The following is a 24,380-nucleotide window of genomic DNA, read 5'->3' as shown; positions in this document are numbered from 1 at the left end:
GTATGGCGAATATTCTATTTCTTGCTCACCGAATTCCTTACCCTCCGAACAAGGGGGATAAAATCCGTTCATGGAATTTCCTCAAAGAATTGGCCAAAGAGCACACTGTTCACTTAGGTTTTTTTATAGATAACCCAGATGATGAAGTTCATGTTTCATTCCTTGAAAGCCATACTGCATCGCTTTGTTATGAAACCGTTAAACCCTTTAAGCAGAAACTACTAAGTTTGCGTTCATTCCTGACTAATGATGCCTTAACGGTCGGCGCTTACCCATACGGTAAGCTTAAAAAATATGTTAGGTCGCTTGTTAAAAAGAAAGAGATTGATCTCATTTTTCTGTTCTCAGCGGCAACAGGACCAATTGTCCCAAATGATATTGACATCCCAGTAATAACAGATCTTGTAGATGTAGATTCAGCGAAGTGGGGTGCATACGCCGAAAATGCACCCTTTCCAATGTCTTGGGTATATGCACGGGAAGGAAAGTTATTAGCCCATTACGAACGCAATTTAGCGGATCGAAGTAAGATGGCATATCTGGTGAGCGATCAGGAAGCTGCAGTTTTTAAGAAAGATTTCAAGCGTTCTACCACCCCTGTTCGTGGATTAAAGAACGGTGTTGATATTGAGTTATTTTCCCCAGCTCAAAACCGAGATGCTCAGAAAATTATCATTTTCACTGGAGCGATGGATTATAAACCAAATGTAGAGGCTGTGATCTGGTTCGTGGAGAAAGTTTGGGAAGGGGTAAGAATAGCTGAACCATCGGCAAAGTTTGTTGTTGCTGGGGGCCCCGAAAACCCTGTTGTGAGAAAACTTGAAGGTTATGAAGGGGTTGAGGTTACAGGATATGTGGACTCAATGCCCGAGATGCTTCAAAGCGCTGATATTGCCGTTGCTCCTCTTCTTACGGCCCGCGGTATTCAGAATAAAGTACTTGAGGCTATGGCGTGTGCGTTACCTGTTGTGGCGTCAACCGCCGCGAATGAGGGGATTGAGGCTGAACACGGTAAAACAGTGTATGTGGGCGATACAGCGGCAGACTTCAAAATGCATCTGTTGACACTGCTTGAAAAGCCTGCACTGCGTGAACTGGTTGGTCAACGGGCACGTCAATTCGTTGAGACAGAATTTTCCTGGGATAGCGCATGCAAGCAGCTCAACCAAGATATTACCAAGGTATTAGCTGATGCTAGGTAATCAGTTTTATAAACATATAGCGGTATTTATCGGAGCCGTTTCAATCATGCTATTAGCATGGGGAGAGACAACTGCCCATTTTTTCAATCTGATCTGGAATGTAGATACATTCTCTCACGGATTGATTATTCCATTCGTATCGGTTTGGTTGATTTGGATGAGGCGTGAGGCGCTCAGTACGCTTGAACCTGTTTTCTGGGTGCCGGGAATGTTGGCATTTGTGTTGGTATCGCTTGCCTGGCTTGGCTCTCAGGTCCTAGAGATATATGTTGTTGGCCATATTTCCCTCATTGCTGGAATACAGGCACTGGCGCTTATGTGCTTTGGCCCTGTTATATATAGAAATATCCTGTTTCCATCTTTGTTTTTATTCCTGATGGTACCGTTTGGTGAGCAACTGATCCCACCTCTCCAAAATATGACTGCACAGATGGCAATTTTCATGCTGGATGTATTAGGGGTGGAATATGAAGCAGATGGCGTGCTCATCACATTATCAAGCGGCATCTATGAGGTAGCTCGCGCGTGTGCTGGAATTAAGTTTTTGTTCACCTGTTTGGTAACGGGCGTATTGCTTGCTAACCTCTGCTATAAGAGCTGGAAAGGCAGGGTTATTATTGTCCTTGTATCAGCTATATTGCCCGTTTTTGCCAATGCCTTACGTGTTTTAGGAATTTTATTAATTTCAGAAGCCACAGATCAGGAATTCGCAAAAGGTGTGGATCATATCGTTTATGGATGGGGCTTTCTGTCTTTCATTCTGATTATTCTAATTTCTTTAGCGTACAAATTTTCTGATGTTGAGCAGGTGGATTTCACCGCTAACCCTTCGGTGCCTTTCACATATTCGGGTAGAGGTGACTGGGTGATTGCCGCTAGTATCTTGCCGATCATTTTATTTATGTTTGCTCCAAAGGAGGCAGTGAAATCAAATGATGTTTCATCATTTGATTTGCCGGATTGTATTTCGTGCAAGGCTCGTAAACTTCCTTCCCGGCTTAATAGCTATCAGCCAACATTTGTTGGTGTTGATTATGAAGCGTCAGCTTCTTACCGAATATTGGCCGATAATATTTATGCTTACTCTGGTATGTATTGCTCGATGCGTAAGGGGCACCGTTTAAGGGCTTATCAAGGATCGTCGGGTGGAAAAAATTGGAGTTTTGCCCCGGAGAGTATAAGGCAGTTCTATGTAGCTGGTGATAACTTTTTGGAGGAAGTGTACCGGCTTGGCAACCGTAGGCGTTTGGTTTGGACCAGCTATTTCGTTGATAATAAGTTCCTCTCTTCAAACGTAGATGTGAAATTAGCAACTGCAAAGGAACGGTTGTTTTACGGAAAATCTGCTGTTGGCATTGTTGTGTTTTCTACCGAGATAGTAGATAGTTCAGATGATGCTAGAGAAACATTGAGCAAATTTTTATCTACTTTATCTCCAAGTGATTTTGTTTGGAGTGAATTAAAATATTCTGTGGAAGGCCCTAATAAATGTGTGGAATAACAGGCATTATGGCTCCTGAAATTGGAGGGGTGGATCAATCTACTCTTCGCAAGATGACGGCCACTATTGCACATAGAGGGCCTGACGGGGATGGGTTCTATTTCGGGCAGAAGGTAGGATTAGGCCATCGTCGTCTTAGTATTATCGATATTGAAGGTGGGCAGCAACCTATGGCTTGTGAAAGCCGGCAGGTGATCCTTACTTATAATGGAGAAGTATATAACTTCCAGAGCCTCCGCAGGGAGCTTGAGGCTGAGGGTTATCAGTTTTCTACGCATTCCGATACAGAGGTGCTCTTGAAGAGTTATCTTGCGTGGGGAAAAGAATGTGTGAACCGTTTACGCGGTATGTTTGCCTTCGCAATCTGGGATAATCGTAGTCAGGAACTATTCATGGCTCGGGACCGGTTGGGCATTAAACCCTTTTACTATACCGAACTAAGCGATGGCACTTTTTTGTTTGGGTCAGAACTTAAGGCGCTTCTTGCCCATGATGCGGTTCGCCGTAAATTACGAATTGATGCTCTCGAAGACTATTTAATGCTTGGGTATGTACCTGATCCAAAATCTTTAGTGGAAGGTGTACATACATTACCGCCAGCACATACCTTGGTTAGAAATGCCAATACGGGAAATATGCAGTTATCATGTTACTGGGCTCCCGATATTATTCCTTCCGCGAATTCAGTGGTCGACGAAGGTGAGCTCGTTGAACGGTTGGAAGAGGCTGTTAAGCTTAGAATGATTGCTGATGTTCCACTTGGTGCGTTTCTGTCAGGTGGCGTAGATAGTTCTGCCGTTGTTGGTTTGATGAGCCGTAATAACGATGATGCTGTTGAAACATGCGCTATTGGTTCTGATGACGATGATTTCGATGAAAGTGGATATGCCCAATCGATTGCTGACCATTTTGGCACCCATCATAGACTGCGGTTAGCCTCTGCTAATGATGGCTTTCTTCTTGACCGCATGGCACAGGTTTATGATGAACCTTTTGCTGATCTATCGGCGTTACCGACATACAGAGTGTGTGGTTTGGCGAGGGAAAAAGTGAAGGTAGCGTTATCTGGGGATGGTGGTGATGAATTGTTTGCCGGATATCGCCGTCACCGTTTTCATATGTTGGAAGAAAATCTTAGAGGCCGTATACCACTTGGCCTTCGAAGGCTTATTTTTAAGCCTCTTGGCACTCTTTATCCTAAGATGGATAGAGCCCCGCAGTTTTTACGAGCTAAATCTACATTCGAGGCATTAGCACGAACGTCAGCTGAGGCCTATTGTCATAGTGTTAGTAAAACACCTGACCGAGACCGCTACCGTCTTCATACGGACAGAATGAAGAAGAAGCTTGCCGGGTACCATCCTCATGACCTGTTTACTAAAATCGCTGATGAGGTTAAGGGAGCTGATGAGCTTTCCACCATTCAGTATATCGACCTGAAAACGTATTTGCCCGGTGATATCCTTACAAAAGTTGACCGAGCGAGTATGGCGCATTCTCTGGAAGTACGAGTACCTATCCTTGACCATAAATTCGTCGAATATGCGATGCGTATTAACCCGGCTTCTAGAATTGTTGAAGGTGAGGGGAAGCACGTATTTAAGAAGGCACTAGAAGGCTTTGTGCCAAATGAAACACTTTACCGAAGCAAGCAAGGCTTTATGGTGCCTGCGGTAAATTGGCTCAGGGATGAATTATTGCCTGAATTGAGGGATTTGGAAAAAAGTGAAACTCTTGCCGATACCGGTCTTATCGATATGAACGGTGTCAAAGAAATGATTGAGGAACATATTACAGAGGTGAGAGACCACCACACGACGCTCTGGTCTCTCTTAACTCTGGACCGGTCATTAAGACATTTAGGGCTAAGTGTTTAGCCCTATTTTTTTGCGTCAAGCGCATAACCGGCTGAACGTACGGTGCGAATATAATCTTCACCACCACCTTCATTTACAGCTTTTCTAAGGCGCCGAATATGTACGTCTACCGTTCTCGGCTCTACATACACATCACGGCCCCAAACGCTATCAAGGAGCTGTTCACGAGAGAATACACGGCCTGGGTTTTCCATAAAATGGCGAAGCAGACGGTACTCGGTAGGGCCAAGGTGAATAACATTATCACCGCGCGTAACCCGGTGGGACACATTATCAAGCGCAATATCTTCGAAACGTAATTCGTGACCAGCAAGGGCAGGGCGAACACGGCGCAGAACAGCTTGAATGCGTACTACCAGCTCTTTTGGCGAGAATGGTTTCACCATATAGTCATCGGCACCTGTTTCCAGACCGCGAATACGGTCAGGTTCATCTGCTCTTGCCGTTAGCATGATGATTGGTACGTTAGCGGTTGTTGAATTACGGCGCAACTGGCGGCAAATCTCCAGACCTGAAAGGTTAGGAAGCATCCAATCCAGTAGAATTACATCTGGTGTTTCTTCAGTGGCTTTGTACAAGCCTTCTTCACCATCCGCTACGCAATCAACAATATAGCCAGCACGCTCTAGGTTATAGCGCACCAGTTCAGTGATGTTTTCGTCATCTTCAACTAATAAAATTCGTGTCTTCACAGCCAGTTCCTTTAGTAACCCTGTCGTAGATGTTAAAAGCCTGCTTCTGCGGCAGGTTGTTCTTCTTCCGCCGGACGAATGTCCTCTAGAATTTCTCCAGTGATTGCGTAGTAAATCTGTTCAGCAATGCTTGTGGCCTGGTCGCCAATACGTTCCAGATTTTTTGCAATCATCAAATAATGTGTGTAGGCATTGATATGGTCTGGCACTTCCATCATGCGTGCCAAAATCTGCCTGTATGCAGCATTGTGCATATTATCTAGCGTTTCGCCGCGTTCCCATACGTCCACGGCAACGTCGGCATTACGGTGCACGTATGCATCCATAATATCTTCAATCATACGGTGCGCTACGTCCGCCATGTTATCAAGCGTTTGCGGCATAACCACTGGTGAACATTCGGCAATATCAAGTGTTCTTCGAGAGATGTTTTTTGCATAATCTCCCATGCGCTCAATCATAGTTGTCATCTTGATAGAGGATACGACTTCTCGAAGATCATCTGCAACGGGCGCACGACGGGCGAAAACACCGATCGCTGTCTTTTCTGCATGAAGTTCCAGTTTATCTAGCAATAGATCGTTCTTTAGAACAGTTTCGGCTTCGTCTGTATTTACTTCGCGAAGAGCCTGCATAGCTGCCAACAACTGATCAATTGCCATACCACCCATTCGGCTGACAACACTTCTTAATTCTTTTAGCTCTTCGTCATATGCGGAGAGAATGTGTGGGTCTGTCATATGCAGTATCCTTTAACCGAAACGTCCCGTTATATAATCTCGGGTTTTTTCGTTTCGTGGGGCCGTAAATATTTGTGTGGTATCGCCTTGCTCTACCAATTCACCTAAATGGAAGAATGCTGTTTTTTGTGAAATTCGAGCAGCTTGCTGCATGCTGTGAGTAACAATCACAATGGCATATTCGCTTTTTAGCTCATCCATCAGGGTTTCAACTTTAGCAGTTGCAATTGGATCAAGCGCTGAACATGGCTCATCCATCAAAATTACTTCTGGGTTTACAGCAATGGCTCTGGCAATACACAGGCGCTGTTGCTGGCCACCTGAGAGAGCCGTGCCCGGGCTATCCATGCGGTCTTTTACTTCTTGCCACAAGCCTGCGCGCTCAAGCGATGTTTCCACGATTTCATCTAGATCGGTCCTATTGTGGGCAAGTCCGTGAATACGAGGACCATAGGCTACGTTATCGTATATAGACTTAGGGAAAGGATTAGGTTTCTGGAATACCATACCTACGCGTGCCCGAAGCTGTACCACATCAATGTTTTGGTCATAGATGTTTTTATTATCGAGTAGGATTTGTCCTGTAACCTTGCAGCCTGCGACAGAGTCATTCATTCGGTTCAAGCAGCGTAAGAATGTTGATTTCCCACACCCTGATGGACCTATTAGCGAGGTGATTTCGTTAAGGTGTAAGTCGAGTGAAATACCTTTTACAGCATGGTTGTCACCGTAACGAACATGGATGTCACGGGCAGACATTTTAGGAACGGCTTGTTCTGTCATGTTTTTAAACTCTGTCATGTCTTGCTGCATCTTACCAGTCTCGCTCAAATTTCTGACGTAGCCAAATTGCCAACGCGTTCATCACAATCAGGAAAGTAAGCAATACGAGTATGGCTGCGGATGTTTTTTCCACAAAAGCGCGCTCGGGGCTATCAGCCCAAAGGTAAATTTGTACGGGTAGGGCGGTTGCAGCGTCCGTGAGGCTTGCCGGAATATCTACGATAAAGGCTACCATGCCAATCATTAAAAGGGGCGCGGTTTCCCCTAAAGCCTGTGCCATGCCGATAATTGTACCAGTAAGAATACCAGGAAAGGCAAGAGGTAGCACATGATGGAAAACTACCTGCATAGGCGAAGCGCCTAAGCCCATTGCTGCATCGCGAATAGAAGGTGGTACCGCTTTGATCGACGCACGCGAGGCAATAATGATTGTTGGTAGTGTCATCAGAGCTAGTGTCATGCCACCAACGAGGGGGGCTGACCGTGGTAAACCCATGGTGCCTAGGAAAACAGCCAGGCCCAGTAGACCAAACACGATGGAAGGAACCGCTGCCAAGTTATTAATGTTGATTTCGATGAAATCAGTAAATCGATTTTTCGGCGCAAACTCTTCCAGGTAAATAGCGGAAAGCACACCTATAGGGAAAGCAATAATAAGCGTTACAAATAGTGTCAGAGCTGAACCGACCGCAGCACCCCAAATACCAGCAAGCTCAGGGTCTCGTGAATCCCCGCTTGTGAAAAACAGCGAATGAAAGTGAAGTGATACTCTATTATCCTCTTCAAGCTTTTGAAGCCAGGAGAGCTCTTTGTTTTTCACCTTTCGCTGTAATTCAGGAAGACTTATATCTATATGGCCTTTGATAACCTGATCAATATCGTCAGAGGCCAGCAGTGAAACCCGTTTTGATGTACCCGCAACCATTGGGTCAGCGAGTAGCATATTTCTCAACTGATCTCTTGCACCAGCACTGAAGAGCCGAAGAAGCCTGCGTCTATCGCGCCGATCAGTTACCTCGGGGAAATAGGTATCCATAGAAGCTTGCACCAGCCTGAACATATTGGTGCGCCTTACATTTTCAATGAAGGCATCTCTGTCCATCTGCCTTGGGTCACCAATAATCGCTTTATCAAAAGTGATATCAACTTCAATGGAGGTTTGCAGGAAACCTGGTGCAGCGTCGAGCGTGATTTTGCCAAGGAGCAAAAACAGGAAAGAAGCTGCGAGAACAACTGCAGATAAACCAAAAAGTTTAAAACGCCTTTCCCTGCGGTTCCGCATTTGTGTGTGCCTTACCATCTCAGGAGATTGCCAATCTGTTGGCTTTATATTCAAATCATCTGACATGGTTATTCATATACCTCGCGGTATTTACGTACAATTCTGAGAGCAACTACGTTTAAAAGCATTGTCATGACGAACAGTGTTAGGCCAAGTGCAAAGGCAGAAAGAGTTTTGGTGCTATCGAATTCTTGGTCGCCAGTGAGGGTAGCTACAATTTGCACTGTAACTGTTGTAACAGCTTCAAATGGGTTAGCTGTTAGATTAGGCTGCATACCAGCGGCCATAACCACAATCATGGTTTCACCGATCGCCCGACTAACCGCTAGAAGAAAAGCACCAGTAATCCCAGGGAGGGCGGCTGGCAGAATAACTTTTGTGATGGTTTCAGACGGCGTCGCACCAAGTGCCATCGAGCCTTCTTTTAGGCTATTAGGAACCGCTGTTATGGCATCGTCCGAAAGCGATGATACAAACGGTATAATCATAATGCCCATAACGAAACCAGCTACAAGCGCGCTTTCGCTCGCTATATCAAATCCGAAAACCTCTCCAATTTCCCGAAAGAGGGGAGAGATCGTGAGAGCGGCAAAGAAGCCGTATACGACTGTTGGAATACCAGCCAGTATCTCAAGCGTAGGCTTTGCTATTTTGCGAGTGCGTACTGACGCATATTGTGTGAGATATATTGCCGAAAATAGGCCAATTGGCCCAGCAACCAACATTGCTAAAACTGTAATCAGGATGGTACCTGCAAAAAGAGGTAGCGCGCCAAAGGCACCAGAGGATGCAACTTGGTCTGCTCTGATTGCTGTTTGTGGGCTCCATTTGGTGCCCAGTAGGAAGTCTGTAATTGGCACTTCCTGGAAAAAACGTACACTTTCGAAGAGCAGAGAGAGAACAATGCCCAACGTTGCCATGATCGCGATAACTGAACTGATAATCAGAGCAATACTAAGATATTGCTCAAAAATATTTCGAGCACGAAAAGATGGTTTTGTTCTTGTAAGTGCGTAATACCAGCCTGCACAGCCTACTGCGACAGATAGTATAAATGTGGCCCAGATACCTTTGGTGTAAAGAGTATGAAATTGATTAGCGGCTTCAATAATTTCGCTACTGGTTTCTGTTGCAGGCCCATTCTCTACTACTAAACGGATACGGTTCATCAAAAGTTGAGCTTGCTGTTGATGCTGATTGAAAAAATCTTCCGGAAGGCCCGAGATAATAAGGCCCTCCACAACATTTTTGCCGAAGATCAGCCAAGCTAAAAAAACAAATAAGGCCGGCAGGAATACGCATGTCGCTGCATAATAACCATAGTGACGAGGTAAAGAATGCAGATGTGATGGATCACCCTCAACAGAAATAAGAGCTCGTTGCCTTACGTTTGTGAACGCAATAAGTGCAATGATTACTGAAATAACGAACACTGCAGAAGTTGTCATTGGGCAACTCCTCTAAGTGTTCCTTGTATAGCTGTGAATTTTCGGATCATGGCTGAAGCTCCAGCGAAACAAGGTTTTTCGCTTGAGTGCTAGCAGCGTCTCGTTCCTCGTCAAGCAGAGGCACGAGGCCCCTTTCTGCCAAATACCCTAATTCGCCTGCAGCTCTGTCACTGGTGAATTCTTCAATAAAATCTTTAATGCCGGGGATAATGCCTATGTGAGCCTTTTTGATATATATATAAAGCGAACGAGAAATTGGGTATTCGCCGGTAGAGATAGATTCAAAGGTAGGCTCTAAGTATTGACCATTATTGGTTGCTATAGAAACAGCATCAACCATATCGGCGTTTTGGTCGAGAAAGCTGTACCCAAAAATACCAATTGTATCACCGTCAGTTAAAAGCTTTTGAACGATTAAATTATCGTTTTCACCTGCTTCAATATATACGCCATCTTCCCGAATGCTTTGGCAATGGGCGTGGAACAAGCTTGGGTTTGTAGTTTCTAGAGCTGCCATTCCAGGGAATGTTTTACAGCCTGACTGTATTGCTAGTTCATTAAAAGCATCTCTGGTACCGGATGTTGGAGGAGGGCCCATAACAGAAATTTTACGTCTTGGTAGGTCAGGGTTTATATCGCTCCAGTAAATATGTGGATTTTCAATAAGGTCTTCTATACCGCCATCGGAGCCGGGTGTAGGAATACGCGAAGCAAGCGCCAAGTATAGCTCTCTTACTGTGATTGAGAGTGCGCGCGTTTGCTTCTTTTGGGCGAGTACGATGCCGTCATATCCTATTTTTAGCTCAGCAACATCTGTTACACCTCGTTCCGTACACAGGAACGTTTCACTCGGTTTTATAGCTCGTGACGCATTTGTAATATCTGGATACTTAGTGCCAATGCCGTTGCAAAAAAGTTTAAAACCACCACCAGTGCCCGTGGCTTCAACAATCGGTGTTTTAAAAGGAGATGTACGGCCAAATTCCTCAGCAACTGCTGTTGAGAAAGGAAAAACCGTACTTGAACCAACTACACGAATTTGATTGCGCGATTGGGCTAAGGCTTCTGACGATAATATTACAGTGCTTATTAAAGCAACTGTCATAAATTTTAAATTCGTCATCATTATCCTAATTGCCTTGGTTTTATTAGGGTTTTTAGTATCTTGGTTTTGAATACTATTAAGTTTCAAAGACGGATACAGCGCCTCTGTTACACCTTAATGAACGGAATAAGACTGTAATTATTACAGATTTGTTTCAAATTTATGACAGTGTAAGCTGTGGAGAGTTACTTGGCGATCGGTAACTTGAAGCTAAAAGAGGTGCCCTCACCAATCTTACTTTTAATATCCAGCTGAGATGAATGGCGCAGAAGGATATGTTTTACGATTGCCAGCCCAAGACCAGTGCCGCCCATTTTTCGAGAACGCGCTGTATCGACACGGTAAAAACGTTCAGTCAATCGGCCTAAGTGCTCAGGGGAAATGCCTGGCCCTTCGTCTCTTATCGTAACTTGCATATGACGATTGCTTGGCGTCGGAAGCGCAGAGATATGAACTCGTGTGTCCTGATCGGCATATTTAGCAGCATTACCAACCAGGTTCATCATTACCTGTGTAATCTGGTCTGCATCAGCAGTGACATTCTGTAAGTTCTCAGAGATATCTAAATTAAACTCTATGCCTCGCTTTGCAGCTTTCCTAGAGAGCGTTGTAGCAGTCGTTTGTAGAATGTTATTAAGGTCAACATCGCTGTCTGGGCTTACATGCCGAGACATTTCAATTTTTGAAAGTGATAAAAGATCATCAATGAGGCGGATCATCCTGTCCGCTTCACGCTGCATAATTCCAAGAAACCTGTCTTGCGCAGCCTTGTCTTCCGCAGCAGGCCCAAGAAGCGTTTCGATAAAGCCTGTAATAGATGTGAGAGGAGTCCGAAGTTCGTGGCTGGCGTTTGCAACAAAATCTACACGCATTTGTTCTGTGCGTAACAGGCTTGTAACTTCGTAGAAGAAAACCATTGCTTGTCGCTGTTTTTCCTTGCCAGGCTCAGTACTGGTAACAGCTGCGACAGTTACATCAAAACTGCGATCCTGGCTTGTCGTATAGCGGATAAGATCATTTGCCTTTTTTCCGCCTGTTAACACCTTATCAAGCGCTGTCACAAAATTTGATTGCCGCAGATAAAGGAAAGCATCGTTATCAACGATCCCATCACCAAGTAGCTCTTTCGCCATTTTGTTGGCAAAGATAATCTTGTGATTTGAATCAATAAGCAAAATAGCAGAAGGAACACCATTGAGCGCGTTTGCTCTTAACGATTGTGCGCCTTGTTTTGCTTTCTTTCGCTTCTCAGTTTCAGCAACACGCTTACTCCGCAATGTCTCCATACGACGCTTTATTTCGAGCTGAACAAGAAGGCCTGCGGCAATGCTTGTTGTCACAGCAACAGCAATAAAGCTGATTTGGTTCACCGACCAAAGAAATATCAAAGTAATAGCGATAACAATAATGATAGCACGTTCGGTGAGTAAGCTTTGATATTCTTTAAAGGACTCGGACATGGTTGATGTTGCCTAAGTTTATACTGATTAGCGATAACGCTAAGATAGGAAATTTGCGCGGATTTAAAAACAAATGTATTGCGTTTTTATGAAGCTTTCACCTTGAAAACCGAACTCTGATAAGAAAATGTAGTAAAATTGCAATTTTTACATGCGTATATGAGTAAATAAACGTGAAATCACGCTTTACCTAAAGCATAAAACATTGTTTAATAAAATTGTTTGGGGTGAGTAATATTCAGTTCTGGAGATGTTGAGGTCTTATGAGTAGTACTGAAGATAGCAAAACTAAGTTCAGAGATCAGCGTCGACAGCTTTTGCGTTTGGGCGCTGCTGGTATGCCTATGGTTTTAACACTTGGGGCAGGAGCTTCAGGTGGTCCACTCATTTCCCAGCTTCAGTGTGTCATTACATTGCCTGGCAGTATTCGTATTCTCGTTGATGATGATGGGGCTGCGTGGGTTGGTAATGGCAACCTTAAAAAGAAAAAAGGCAAATATAAAAGTAAAGATATCAACAACTTTAAAGATAACGCCGATTTTTCTTTCCCTTCTAGCAGCGCGCCAAGCCAGTTCAGACCTGGTAGCTGTTCAGGTGATGGCGATGGTGACGGTGATGGCGATTCTTCAAGCAGTTGCTATGAATTATATTCGCTTGACGCTTACCAATTGATTACGCCAGGGGATTATGTAGACGTTAACGGTTCTTGGAACTTGGGGTCCGATGCGGCAAGCTTGTATGTCGCACTTTCTGCAAGACAAGCTGATCTTAGCCCGAATTCCAGTTGGCCGGGTATTTCTTGTATCGTATCAATTTTGAATTACCTCGGTTAGGGGTAATTCAACCTGTCTCTACAGTTTGAGTTTATATAATGGCAGTAGGTCCATATACTTCCCAGACAATTTGGATTGCGGAAGCTGATGATTTTGTCATTCGGCAGTTTGAGGATGTATATTTTGTTTTCTGTAAATCCGCAGGAACAACGCACCTTCTAAATTTTCTTACCGCGTCTATTGTCAAAAATGCAGTTGATAAGCCAGGAAATATGAAGGACTTGTATGATCGGGTTCTCGATGACCTTGAACTTGATACAGAAGATTGCCCTGCCGAATTGTTTGAAAGCTCTGTTATTCAATTAGATGAGGTTGGATTACTGAAGCCAAAAGAATATAGCAATGCCTGAAACGCTTATCTCCAACTTAAATAGAGCTGATGTGTTTTCTTCTCTGAAGGAGGGGCAGTTTGAACTAATTCTCGGAGCATTCTCCGCTCGGCTCGCTTCGCAATCACCTGAATTGGTCGATTTTCTATTTGATGTGTATCGCGATGTGCCTGCTAATCTTGAATTACAGGAAGTAACTGATATTGCGCTGAATGTCAGACCGCCGAATGTGTTCAGGAAGTATTTGCGCCCACAGGTTATTCCTGATCCAGGATTTAAAGTACCTGCTGTACCACTCCCTAAAAAAATGGCACCACTCAGCTTAGAAATGGGGATGAATCTTTCTGTTGCGCTGAAGTGTTGTAGGTTTTTAACATTTCATGCAGGTGCGGTTGCCAATGAAAATGGCGGCGTTTTGATTTCTGGTGCATCGGGCAGTGGAAAAAGCACACTTACAACAGCCTTGATGCAGGAAGGTTACCGTCTGTTTTCAGATGAGTTTGGTTTGCTTTCACTGGATAAAGCAGAAATTAATCCCTACCCAAGGCCTGTCTCACTTAAAGGAAATTCAATCTCTGTAGTAAGAGAGATGGTTGGTGCCGAATGGGTTTCGAAATCTATTATGAATACCCCTAAAGGCGAAATTGCCTATAGGCGAGCTCGACGTTCTGATATTGAACAAGCGAATATTCCTGCGCCTGTTAAACTAATTCTATTCCCTAATTTTGCTGAGAATGTAAGCCCGCGCGCCAAAAAGCTCACGAAAGCTGAAACGATTATGCGGCTTATTGAATCTGCGACCAACTACAAGCTCCTTGGTGAGCCTGCGTATAAAGCACTTACAGATATGGTTGTAGGGGCTGAAGCCTACGATATCACTTATGGTGATACAGAGGAATGTATGCAGATGGTGCGTGACTTTGCCGAGGAGGCAGGGTTATGAGCCGTTATTTTACACGTGTTATAGCAGGCCTTGAACCCATTCCTGAAAATGTAACAGAGCGCGCTCTGCTGCTTGAGTTTGCGGACGTTAATCATGTGTTTGGCCGCCTTGCTTTGGTTGCGGGTGATACGGTTAGCAAAAAAATGCAGTCGGTCCTTGAAAATGGTGTAACTCGTGCAGCTTATGATCATCATATGCTTCACAGTGAAAAGGAACGCCTTGAGCGTGCTTTTATGGGATCAGGTATTCAGCCGATCCTTTTAAAAGGTGGCGCTTATGTGGCCTTGGGACTTGAGGCTGCGAAAGGTAGGCGAGTAAGCGATCTCGATATTCTTGTGCCTGAGCAGAATGTTAAAGAGGCTGAGGAAATTCTGCTTGCTGCCGGTTGGAATTTTGATGAAAGTGCGGCTGAAGAGTATGATCAGCATTATTACCGCAAGCATATGCATGAATTGCCGCCTTTCAGGCATTCAGCTCGGTTCACAATTTTGGATGTTCACCACCGCCTTCTTCCGCCAACGTCTAGACTAAATATAAATAATAAGCCCTTTTTTGAGGCAGCTATGCCTCTGGTGGGTAGTTTTCTAAAAGTATTGTCGCCGCAGGACTTGTTCATTCATTCAGCTATCCATGCTTTCGCTGATGGAACATTCGAAACGCCTGTCCGTAGTTTGATTGAACTTAATTTGTTGTTGAGCGATCTGGATTCCGATGAGGATTTGGCACTATTAGAGCGCATAAAGATGATCGGTGCTGAAAAGCCGTGTGCTTATGCATTCGGGCTTCTTGCTAAGGTTCTGGATAGCGAGCGAGCAGATGATCTTTTGAAGGAACTTGGTGGTGTACCGTCTCAAACTGTTCTTGATTGGTTTGTCGATCGGTTGAATGGCAACCAAACTCGTAAATCCACTAAAGCGATGCTCTATCTACGTTCTCATCTGCTTCGGATGCCTCTATACAGGCTATTACCGCATCTAGTTGTGAAAGCCTTTAAGCGGATTGGAGCGAAACCACATCCCGTAAGGTTGCCAGAGATTCAATAATCATATCTGGCTCGAGCGCTTTGATATCTGTATCTGCAAAACCATAGTTTACTGCAACAACGGGCATATGTGCTGCTTTCGCGCCTAATATATCAGGTGATGCATCTCCAACCATAAGAGTAGGACCAGTGCCGGTTAGAAGGGCCGCTGTATCTTGCAAATGGCGTGCATCGGGCTTTTTGTATGGTAGGCTGTCACCGCCCACAATAGCGCCAAAGTATTTTAATAAATCCAATTCCGATAGTAAGGATTTAGCCATTCGTTCTGGTTTGTTCGTACAGATAGCTAATTCAAAGCCTTTTTCCTTAAGGTCGGTGAGTGCTTGCACACAATAGGGGTAGGGTGCTGAATGTACGGCTATATTATCTGTATAGAAATCTAAAAACTCTTTTTGAAGATTTGTGCTGTCAATACCTTCCGAGCCACCAGTGAGCTTTAGCCCTTCTTTGATAAGCCGAAGTGAACCAAAGCCAACTAAATGCCGAACGGAAGAAAGAGGTACATCTGGCCGGCCTGCAATGTTGAGTGCATGGTTAGTGGCAGCATGCAAATCAGCAGCCGTATCGACCAGTGTGCCATCAAGGTCAAAAAGGATTTTTTGAACGGAAAATACTTTCATATGTAAGTATCAAGCTCTTCTGAATACAAAGGTTAGAAATGTTATGACCACTTAATATAGACATTTGTTATAAAGGCCAAACATCGATTATAGTAATAGAGTTTTTGCGCTTGCTATTGTTGAAAATGCATGATTTAACATTGCAACTTAATTGCTAAAAATGATGCAATGTTGAAATAATAATACAAGCCCTTGAGAGTTTATAGAGGTCAAAGTGATGAGTGAGTGGAGCCCTGAAAGCTGGAAAACACGCCCGATTATACAGGTGCCTGATTATCCAGATAAAAAAGTATTGCAGGAAGTGGAAACCGAACTTGCAAGCTATCCACCGCTCGTATTTGCTGGTGAGGCACGTGATCTGAAAGCCTCTCTTGGCGAAGTTGCTGAAGGCCGTGCATTTTTGCTGCAAGGCGGTGATTGTGCTGAGAGTTTCCGTGAGTTTCACCCAAATAATATCCGCGATACATTCCGTGTGCTTTTGCAGATGGCTGTGGTGCTTACATATGCAGCAAGTAGCCCTGTTGTAAAAGTTGGTCGTCTTGCTGGTCAGTTTGCGAAACCACGTTCCGCTGATACTGAAACTGTGGATGGTGTAGAGCTACCGAGCTACCGCGGTGATATCATTAATGGTATTAATTTTGATGCAGAATCCCGTGTGCCAGACCCACGCCGTATGCTGCGTGCTTACAGTCAGTCTGCTGCGACGCTGAATCTTCTTAGAGCGTTTGCACAAGGCGGTTATGCAAACCTAATGGATGTACACCGCTGGAATCTCGATTTCGTGTCGGAAAGTGGTGCTGGCGCTAAGTATGCCGAGCTTGCGGACCGCATTGGTGAAGCGCTTAATTTTATGGAAGCGTGTGGTGTGAACCCGAACGATGTCCGTCAGCTTCAGGGTACTAAATTCTACACTTCTCATGAGGCATTACTTCTGGGATATGAACAGGCTCTAACGCGCGTCGATTCTACATCAGGTGAATGGTACGATACCTCCGCTCACATGCTTTGGGTTGGTGACCGCACACGCCAGACAGATGGCGCGCATCTTGAATTTTTGCGCGGTATCGGTAATCCGATTGCTTCAAAGGTGGGGCCGACGACAGACCCAGATGATCTTATTCGCCTGATTGATATCCTCAATCCGAATAATGAGGCTGGGCGCCTAACACTTATCAGCCGTTTTGGTGCTGACAAGGTGGAAGAATATCTGCCACGATTGCTGCGCCGCGTGAAAGAAGAGGGCCGCAAGGTTGTTTGGTCGTGTGATCCAATGCATGGTAACACAGTGAAAGCATCATCAGGTTACAAAACTCGTCCGTTCGAACGTGTGCTTAAAGAGGTGAAGCAGGTGTTTGCCTGCCATCGTGCCGAAGGCACATATGCTGGCGGTATCCACTTGGAGCTTACAGGCCGTGATGTAACCGAATGTACTGGCGGCGCGATCGCTGTGACAGAAGATGGTCTATCTTCTCGCTATCACACACATTGTGATCCGCGCCTGAATGCGAGCCAATCAATTGAACTTGCATTCCAGATAGCCGAAGCCCTTAAGGAGGAAAGAGAGGCGCTAGCAGCAGAAAACGCTGCTTAACTCTTAGCTAAATCTCTTTAACGAGGGCGAGGCCAGGTAGATTGGTTCTCGCCCTTTTCTTTAACTTGTACACACGCGTGAAGCACGGTAAAAGGCAGGCATGACAGATACGCTTTCCATATATATTGCACAGCTTAACCAAACGGTTGGGGCTATTCAGGCAAATTGCGAGAAAATCGCTGAAGCTTACGCAAATGCAGTGGCGGATGGTGCTGATCTAGTGCTTACACCAGAGCTTTCAGTAACTGGTTATCCGCTTGAAGATTTGGTGTTGAAACCATTCTTTGCTCGCGCATCCAAGCATGCGATAGAAGGTCTTGCCGAAATTACGGCTGGTGATGATGCACCTGGTTTGATTGTCGGTGCACCGTGGCAAGATGGTGAAGCGCTAAGGAATGCTTCTTTTTTGCTTGAAGCTGGCGAGATCAAAGAAATTCGTTTTAAGCATGAACTGCCAAATTACGGTGTATTTGATGAAAAGCGGGTTTTTGAAGAAGGTCCAATTCCTGCACCTATGGAATTCAGAGGCCATAAGCTGGGTGTAATGATTTGCGAAGATATGTGGTTCTCAGCGGTGGCTGAGGGATTAAAAGCGCGAGGGGCGGAAATCCTTCTGGTACCGACATGTAGCCCTTTTGAGCTGGATAAACATCCGGAACGTCAAGAGCATGCGCTTGCTCGTGTGAATGAAACAGGCTTGCCGCTAGTGTTCTGCAACCAGATTTGCGGACAGGATGAACTTGTTTTTGATGGCGCGAGTTATGTGATCGCCGCTGACGGCACGGTACCAGTGCAGATGGTTTCATGGGCCGAAGGTGAGTTGAATACTGTTTGGCAGAAAGTAGATGGCAAGTTTACCTGTGAAACAGAATTTCAAGCTGAAACCCCAGACCGAATGGCTTCTATGTATCAGGCGATGATGTTGGGCTTGAGGGACTATGTTAACAAAAACCGCTTCCCTGGCGTTGTGCTTGGTATGTCTGGCGGTATTGATAGTGCGCTTTCGGCTGCGGTTGCAGTTGATGCATTAGGCGCAGATAAAGTGCACTGTATTATGATGCCGTCTAAATACACGACAGGCGAAAGTGTTGGAGACGCTGAAAAATGTGCTCAGGCTCTAGGTGCGATCTACGATACTATCGCCATTAAAGAGGGCGTTGACGCCTTCGATAACATGCTAGGTGGTGTGTTTGCGGGAACTGAATCGGATACAACAGAAGAGAATATTCAGTCACGCCTGCGTGGGCTTATTCTTATGTCTGTATCCAACAAGTTCGGCAAGATGGTGCTGACAACAGGTAATAAATCCGAGATGTCTGTTGGTTATGCCACGCTCTACGGTGATATGTGCGGTGGCTATAACGCCCTCAAGGATGTATATAAACTGGATGTATTTGCGCTCTCGCGCTGGCGGAATGAAAATGTCCCTGCTGGTGCTTTAGGCCCTGGCGGAGAAGTTATCCCAGAAAACATCATCACTAAGCCACCTACAGCTGAACTAAGGGAAGACCAGAAGGATGAAGATAGCCTTCCTCCCTATGAAGAATTGGACGATATGCTCAGGTGTCTTGTCGATGAAGAAATGTCCGTTGCAGATGTTATTGCGCGCGGGCACGATGCATCAGAGGTTGCAAGGATCGAACACCTGCTGTACATCGCCGAGTATAAAAGGCGTCAGGCACCTCCGGGTGTAAAAATTACGCGTAAGAATTACGGTCGAGACCGCCGTTACCCGATTACGAATGGGTTCCGCAGTGCTCGCTACAACAACTAATATATGTGTGCCGTTAGGCTAGGATAAAAGAATGACTGTTAAAGTACGTTTTGCACCATCTCCAACTGGTAAGCTCCATTTGGGTAATATTCGCGCTGCTCTTGTGAACTGGTTGTTCTCATGCCAGCAGGGCGGAACCTATGTGCTGCGTATTGATGATACTGATACAGCTCGTTCCACTCTTGAAAATGAAGAAGCAATTAAAGCTGATCTTCAGTGGCTTGGTATTAAATGGGACGAAACCTTTAAGCAAAGTGAGCGTTTTGACCGTTACAATGAAGTTGTTGAGAAACTGAAGGCTGAAGGCCGCCTTTACCCTTGTTATGAAACATCTGATGAGCTTGATATGAAGCGTAAAATTCAGATGGGTCGTGGTAAGCCGCCAGTATACGATCGCGCTGCTCTTGACCTTACTGATGAGCAGAAAGCTGCTTATGAAGCAGAAGGTCGAAGGCCACACTGGCGTTTTAAGCTTAATGTTCCAGGGCGTGCTGAATGGACAGACCTTATCCGTGGTGATGTATCAATTGATCTTGGTGCGGTTTCTGACCCGATCCTTATCCGTGAAGACGGTAGCTTCCTCTATACGCTTCCGAGTGTGATTGATGATGTGGATTACGGTATTACACATATTGTACGCGGTGAAGACCATGTGACAAACTCTGCTGTTCAAATACAGATTTTTGAAGCTGTTGGTGGTAAATCACCAGAAATGGCTCACTTCGCGCTTCTAACCGGCAAGGGCGGTGAAGGTCTTTCGAAGCGTCACGGTGCTATGTCTATTGAAGAGTACCGTGATGAAGCAGGGCTTGAGGCAATGTCTATTGTGTCACTGATTGGTCGCGTGGGTACAAGTGAGCCGATTGAAGCCTTCGCAGATATCAAGCCGCTTATAGATGGTTTTGATTTTGGGAAATTTGGTAAATCAACATCAAAGCTAGATAGCGATGAACTTGAAATGCTGAACGCAAAAATTTTGCATGCAACACCTTTTGCTGATGTTGAAGGTCGCCTTGACGGTGTTGATGAAACCTTCTGGGAAACAGTAAAGCCAAATATCAACAAGCTATCTGATATCAAAGAATGGCAGGCCATTATTGCAGGCCCGGTAACGCCAGTTATTGAAGATGCTGATCATATCGCGAAAACTCGTGATCTGCTACCTGAAGGTGAGCTTACAGCTGACACTTGGAAAGAATGGACAAACGCGATTAAAACAGAAACTGGTGTGAAAGGCAGGGGCCTCTTTATGCCACTGCGTCAGGCACTTACAGGTCAGAACCATGGTCCTGATATGGGTATGCTTCTTCCGCTTATTGGTCGTGAAAAAGTAATCGCCCGTCTAGAAGGTAACGCAGCGTGACGGACATTTATGTTTATAATACTGCTGCACGCGGTAAGGAAAAGTTTGAACCGATAGATCACCAAAATGTGCGTATGTATGTGTGTGGCCCTACGGTTTATGACCATGCCCACATTGGTAATGCGCGCCCATACACTGTGTTTGATATCTTTTACCGGCTTCTGCGTCATGTTTACGGCACTGAACACGTTACCTATGCACGCAACATCACTGATATTGAAGATAAGATCATGGATCGCGCCGCGCAGGAAGGCGTGAGTATTAAAACCATCACGAACCGCTATACCAAGATTTATCAGGAAGATATGAGATCTCTTGGTAATCTTGAGCCGGATATTCAACCAAAGGCGACAGAACACCTGCCTCAGATGATTAAGATGATGCAGGATTTGATTGCTAAAGGGAATGCATATGTGGCTGAAGGCCATGTGATGTTTGATGTAACATCCATGGAAAACTATGGCCGCCTTTCAGGGCATTCTCGTGATGAACTCGTTGCTGGCGCCCGTGTTGAAGTAGCGCCGTATAAGAAAGACCCTGCAGACTTTGTTCTTTGGAAGCCGTCAACGGAAGAGCAAGTGGGATGGGGTAGCCCGTGGGGGAAAGGTCGTCCAGGCTGGCATCTCGAATGTTCATGCATGATTGAAAAGCATCTGGGCGAAACGATTGATCTTCATGCTGGTGGACAGGATCTTATTTTCCCACACCATGAGAATGAGATTGCTCAAAGTGAATGTACGCACGGCAAAGAGTTCGTCAAATACTGGATGCATAATGGTTACCTGACTGTGGATGGTGTGAAAATGTCTAAATCCTTAGGCAACTTCTACACAATCCGTGAGCTTCTTGAGGAGCATGGTGGTGAGCCAATGCGTTTGTCGCTTTTAACTGCGCACTATCGGCAACCAGTTGATTTCTCAAACAGTAATGCAAAGGAACAGAAGCGCAGGCTTGACCGCTGGTACCGTATAACTGCTGGTGCTGCGGCGGCTGAAACTGTTCCGACGACCGTGATTGAAGCGCTTTCAGATGATCTGAACACACCAAAAGCTATTGCAGCTCTTGACGCGCTGGCATCAGAAGAAACTGCCGATCAGCTTTTGGCTGGCGCACAGTTTATGGGGCTTTTGATGCAATCTGCCGAAGATTGGTTCAAAACAGAACTTAGCGCAGAGCAAGATGCTTGGATTGCTGAAAACTCAGTAAAATATGCTGAAGTGCGGGCCGCAAAAGATTTTGCTGAGGCTGACCGTATTCGTGATGAAGCTGCGGGGCAGGGGCTAGTTATTGAAATCGCTGCTGGCGGCGAAATTAAGTTTAAAGCGCAGTAAAGATGTCAAATAAAGCAATTAAGCCTGCAATTATTCTCGTGCGGCCACAACTTGGCGAAAATATCGGCAAGGCCGCGCGGGCTATGTATAATTTTGGCCTTACCGACCTGCGCCTTGTGGCTCCGCGTGATGGTTGGCCAAACCCGGATGCAGGTCCATCAGCTGCGGGCGCTGGTGTTGTCATAGACGAAGCAAAAGTTTTTGAAACTGTTGAAGAAGCGGTGGCTGACTGTACGCATGTGTATGCGACAACGGTGCGGGAGCGCGGGATGCCAAAGGCGGTGGTAACACCTGCTGAAGCTGCCAAACAGATGCACGGCATGATCAGCAGTGGTGAACGGCCAGCTATTCTTTTCGGCCCGGAACGTTCGGGTATGACCAATGATGATGTGGCACTGGCTGATACTATTCTTACAGCACCGGTAAACCCTGATTATGGCAGCCTTAATCTCGCACAGGCGGTTATTCTGGTGTCATACGAGTTTTTCCAACGTGGCGATGCAACGCCAGAGCACCAGCCTTCGCATCCAGAGGGGTTGGCTGATAAAGCAGAGATTGTTGGCCTGATGGAGCATATTGAAGGCGAGCTTGAGCAAAAGGGATATTTCCGAAGTGAAGGGCGCCGCGATAGCCAACGCCGTACTATCCGAAACTTAATACAAAACGCAGGGTTCTCTTCACAAGAGGTTCAGACTATGCGTGGTATTGTGAAAGCCTTAGCAAAGGGACAAAAACGGTAATTTATTGTAATTACAAACCTTTGCGCTAGAATTGCCGTGAGCTTTTCAAGGAGAATTTTATGTTGTTTGCCGGATTAATGCTTGCGTCCTCGTTTCTTATTCAAGATGCGACTGGTATTGCTGTAGCGCGGCCAACAGGTAAAGCGCACCTTGAGCCAACAACTGGTAGCTATTTTCAGATTTTTGAGTTCCATGGTCGTCCTCCTCATACATGGGAGCATGCATCACGTATGGTACGTGGTTATTTGCATGATAATGAGCGAGAAGGGCGTCTAGCTACCATCAAATCAAACGCAGTTCATTATTTCTTGCTGCTGGAGTTTCCTGAGATGCGGGAAAAACCAATGTGGATTGGCCTTCGCGCGCAGTGCAATGAATATACAGATTATATCTGGACTGATGAAACTACCTTGGAAGATCAAACTTTCCGCGCATGGAATGCTGGTACACAGCAAAAAATAAGAGAGTTTTGCCGCAGCAATAAGGATACCGGACGCACACTACCTGTTTATTATGATCCTACAGAATTTGGTGTCCGCTGGGATGTTAGAGACCCGCGTATTAACATCAAATACATGATGGTGGAGTTCCCTGCACCTGAAGAAGCAGCAGAAGAAACAGAGCCAGCAACAGAAACTGCTACTGGCCAATAAATTTATTTCGCAAGTAGCTTTGCTACGTCTTTAGCAAAATAGGTTAGAATACCATCAGATCCGGCGCGCTTGAATGCCAGAAGTGATTCAAGCATAGCGGGTTCCTTTTCCAACCAGCCGTTTTGACATGCAGCCATAATCATCGCGTATTCACCCGATACCTGATACGCGTAGGTTGGAACACCGAAATTATCTTTTACTTCGCGAATAATATCTAGATACGGCATGCCGGGCTTAACCATCACGCTATCTGCACCTTCGGCAATATCTAGCTCCACTTCGCGTAGCGCCTCCAGCCTGTTTGCAGGATCCATCTGGTAGGTCTTTTTATTGCCAGCCAGCACACCCGAACTTCCAACTGCATCACGGAAGGGGCCATAGAAAGCTGATGCGTATTTAGCGCTGTATGCCATAATTTGCACATGCGCAAAGCCAGCTCGGTCGAGTTCCTGCCTGATGGCACCAATACGGCCATCCATCATATCTGATGGCGCCACGATATCCGCACCAGCCTGAGCTTGTACAACGGCTTGCTGCACAAGAACGCCAATAGTTTCGTCATTCAGGATAATGCCGTCTTGCAATATGCCGTCCTGTCCGTGGCTTGTGTAAGGATCAAGCGCAACGTCAGCAAGTAAGCCGATTTCTGGAACTTCAGCTTTGATGGCGCGCATTGCTGTGTTGATCAGGTTATCTGAGTTTAGTGCTTCATCACCGTATTCAGAACGGATACCTTTAGGAGTGCTGGGAAAGAGGGCAATGCACGGAATACCAAGGTCTCTGGCTTCCTTTGCTTCTTTGACAGCCTGATCTACTGATAGGCGATCAACGCCAGGCATAGAGCTAACAGGCTCTCTTTGGTTTTCTCCTTCGCGGATAAACATTGGCCATATCAGGTCGTTCGCTGAAATTTCTGTTTCGCGCATCAGTCGACGTGACCAGTCTGTAGCACGTGGTCTGCGAAGGCGCGTATTTGGAAAACTAGCAGTCATTAAGGTATCCTGTTATTGTTTAGGGCACCTTATCGAAATGGTTTAGCGGTGTCACTCGCAATTATAGACCCAATTGTCG

Annotated in this window: 22 protein-coding genes; 13 read left to right on the top strand and 9 right to left on the bottom strand. The window is 45.5% G+C overall.

The window, feature by feature from the left end:
- Positions 1-2 precede the first annotated feature (2 nt).
- From KFE96_RS12065 to KFE96_RS12055, 3 genes are read left to right on the top strand one after another with little or no spacing between them, the layout of a single operon-like run.
- Complete coding sequence (locus KFE96_RS12065; protein ID WP_255832811.1) at positions 3-1,202, top strand: TIGR03087 family PEP-CTERM/XrtA system glycosyltransferase; 1,200 nt, start codon at positions 3-5, stop codon at positions 1,200-1,202.
- Positions 1,192-2,703 (top strand): exosortase A, encoded by a 1,512-nt coding sequence (gene xrtA, locus KFE96_RS12060; protein WP_370650517.1) that lies wholly within the window; start codon positions 1,192-1,194, stop codon positions 2,701-2,703. Before KFE96_RS12065 ends, xrtA begins: the two co-directional genes overlap by 11 nt.
- Complete coding sequence (locus tag KFE96_RS12055) at positions 2,691-4,580, top strand: XrtA/PEP-CTERM system amidotransferase (RefSeq protein WP_255832809.1); 1,890 nt, start codon at positions 2,691-2,693, stop codon at positions 4,578-4,580. Before xrtA ends, KFE96_RS12055 begins: the two co-directional genes overlap by 13 nt.
- 2 nt (positions 4,581-4,582) lie before the next feature.
- On the opposite strand, the gene phoB is transcribed toward KFE96_RS12055, so the two are convergent.
- The 7 genes from phoB to KFE96_RS12020 all read right to left on the bottom strand — a co-directional run bounded on the left by phoB (position 4,583) and on the right by KFE96_RS12020 (position 11,916).
- On the bottom strand, positions 4,583-5,272 hold the full coding sequence (gene phoB, locus KFE96_RS12050; RefSeq protein WP_247020258.1) for a phosphate regulon transcriptional regulator PhoB: 690 nt from the start codon (positions 5,270-5,272) through the stop codon (positions 4,583-4,585).
- 32 nt (positions 5,273-5,304) lie between these two features.
- Positions 5,305-6,012 carry a phosphate signaling complex protein PhoU gene (gene phoU, locus KFE96_RS12045; RefSeq protein ID WP_255832808.1) on the bottom strand — a complete coding sequence of 236 codons (708 nt, stop codon included), beginning with the start codon at positions 6,010-6,012 and terminating at the stop codon, positions 5,305-5,307.
- A gap of 12 nt (positions 6,013-6,024) precedes the next feature.
- Positions 6,025-6,813, bottom strand: a complete 789-nt coding sequence (gene pstB / locus KFE96_RS12040) for a phosphate ABC transporter ATP-binding protein PstB (protein WP_247020253.1) — start codon at positions 6,811-6,813, stop codon at positions 6,025-6,027.
- 13 nt (positions 6,814-6,826) lie between these two features.
- Positions 6,827-8,143 (bottom strand): phosphate ABC transporter permease PstA, encoded by a 1,317-nt coding sequence (gene pstA / locus KFE96_RS12035; protein ID WP_255832807.1) that lies wholly within the window; start codon positions 8,141-8,143, stop codon positions 6,827-6,829.
- 2 nt (positions 8,144-8,145) lie between these two features.
- On the bottom strand, positions 8,146-9,525 hold the full coding sequence (gene pstC / locus KFE96_RS12030) for a phosphate ABC transporter permease subunit PstC (RefSeq protein ID WP_255832806.1): 1,380 nt from the start codon (positions 9,523-9,525) through the stop codon (positions 8,146-8,148).
- Between the two features lie 46 nt (positions 9,526-9,571).
- Positions 9,572-10,651, bottom strand: a complete 1,080-nt coding sequence (locus tag KFE96_RS12025; RefSeq protein ID WP_255832805.1) for a substrate-binding domain-containing protein — start codon at positions 10,649-10,651, stop codon at positions 9,572-9,574.
- 164 nt (positions 10,652-10,815) lie between these two features.
- Positions 10,816-11,916, bottom strand: coding sequence for a sensor histidine kinase (locus KFE96_RS12020; protein ID WP_370650589.1), 1,101 nt, complete (start codon positions 11,914-11,916; stop codon positions 10,816-10,818).
- 437 nt (positions 11,917-12,353) lie between these two features.
- Between KFE96_RS12020 and KFE96_RS12015 the strand changes: the two genes are divergently transcribed.
- Genes KFE96_RS12015 through KFE96_RS12000 form a run of 4 tightly spaced genes read left to right on the top strand, consistent with a single transcriptional unit; the run spans position 12,354 to position 15,238 of the window.
- Positions 12,354-12,923 (top strand): hypothetical protein, encoded by a 570-nt coding sequence (locus KFE96_RS12015; RefSeq protein ID WP_247020243.1) that lies wholly within the window; start codon positions 12,354-12,356, stop codon positions 12,921-12,923.
- Between the two features lie 38 nt (positions 12,924-12,961).
- A complete protein-coding gene (locus tag KFE96_RS12010; protein WP_255832803.1) occupies positions 12,962-13,273 on the top strand; it encodes a hypothetical protein in 312 nt (103 codons plus the stop codon).
- Entirely contained in the window at positions 13,266-14,195 is a 930-nt protein-coding gene (locus KFE96_RS12005; RefSeq protein WP_255832802.1) for an HprK-related kinase A, read from the top strand. Before KFE96_RS12010 ends, KFE96_RS12005 begins: the two co-directional genes overlap by 8 nt.
- Positions 14,192-15,238, top strand: a complete 1,047-nt coding sequence (locus KFE96_RS12000) for a nucleotidyltransferase family protein (protein ID WP_255832800.1) — start codon at positions 14,192-14,194, stop codon at positions 15,236-15,238. The genes KFE96_RS12005 and KFE96_RS12000 overlap by 4 nt, the downstream gene beginning before the upstream one ends.
- Here the strand turns inward: KFE96_RS12000 and KFE96_RS11995 are convergent.
- Complete coding sequence (locus KFE96_RS11995; RefSeq protein WP_255832799.1) at positions 15,186-15,857, bottom strand: HAD-IA family hydrolase; 672 nt, start codon at positions 15,855-15,857, stop codon at positions 15,186-15,188. The genes KFE96_RS12000 and KFE96_RS11995 overlap by 53 nt on opposite strands.
- Positions 15,858-16,071: 214 nt before the next feature.
- On the opposite strand from KFE96_RS11995, the gene KFE96_RS11990 reads away from it, so the two are divergent.
- The 6 genes from KFE96_RS11990 to KFE96_RS11965 all read left to right on the top strand — a co-directional run bounded on the left by KFE96_RS11990 (position 16,072) and on the right by KFE96_RS11965 (position 23,309).
- Positions 16,072-17,448, top strand: a complete 1,377-nt coding sequence (locus KFE96_RS11990) for a class II 3-deoxy-7-phosphoheptulonate synthase (protein ID WP_343264890.1) — start codon at positions 16,072-16,074, stop codon at positions 17,446-17,448.
- Between the two features lie 100 nt (positions 17,449-17,548).
- Positions 17,549-19,222 carry an NAD+ synthase gene (locus KFE96_RS11985; RefSeq protein WP_255832798.1) on the top strand — a complete coding sequence of 558 codons (1,674 nt, stop codon included), beginning with the start codon at positions 17,549-17,551 and terminating at the stop codon, positions 19,220-19,222.
- Positions 19,223-19,253: 31 nt separating this feature from the next.
- The gene (gene gltX / locus KFE96_RS11980) at positions 19,254-20,585 is read left to right on the top strand and encodes a glutamate--tRNA ligase (protein ID WP_255832797.1); all 1,332 of its coding nucleotides are present in this window, start codon (positions 19,254-19,256) and stop codon (positions 20,583-20,585) included.
- Positions 20,582-21,916, top strand: coding sequence for a cysteine--tRNA ligase (gene cysS, locus KFE96_RS11975; protein ID WP_255832796.1), 1,335 nt, complete (start codon positions 20,582-20,584; stop codon positions 21,914-21,916). Before gltX ends, cysS begins: the two co-directional genes overlap by 4 nt.
- Before the next feature lie 2 nt (positions 21,917-21,918).
- Positions 21,919-22,656 (top strand): RNA methyltransferase, encoded by a 738-nt coding sequence (locus KFE96_RS11970; protein WP_255832795.1) that lies wholly within the window; start codon positions 21,919-21,921, stop codon positions 22,654-22,656.
- Positions 22,657-22,715: 59 nt separating this feature from the next.
- Positions 22,716-23,309 (top strand): C-type lectin domain-containing protein, encoded by a 594-nt coding sequence (locus KFE96_RS11965; RefSeq protein WP_255832794.1) that lies wholly within the window; start codon positions 22,716-22,718, stop codon positions 23,307-23,309.
- Between the two features lie 2 nt (positions 23,310-23,311).
- Here the strand turns inward: KFE96_RS11965 and hemB are convergent, their stop codons facing one another.
- The gene (gene hemB, locus KFE96_RS11960) at positions 23,312-24,301 is read right to left on the bottom strand and encodes a porphobilinogen synthase (protein ID WP_255832793.1); all 990 of its coding nucleotides are present in this window, start codon (positions 24,299-24,301) and stop codon (positions 23,312-23,314) included.
- Positions 24,302-24,380 lie beyond the last annotated feature (79 nt).

This window comes from Kordiimonas sp. SCSIO 12603 (genome assembly GCF_024398035.1).
Taxonomy (GTDB): domain Bacteria; phylum Pseudomonadota; class Alphaproteobacteria; order Sphingomonadales; family Kordiimonadaceae; genus Kordiimonas.
Note: the sequence above shows the minus strand (reverse complement) of the source record. Positions and strands in the feature narration are given on the sequence as shown.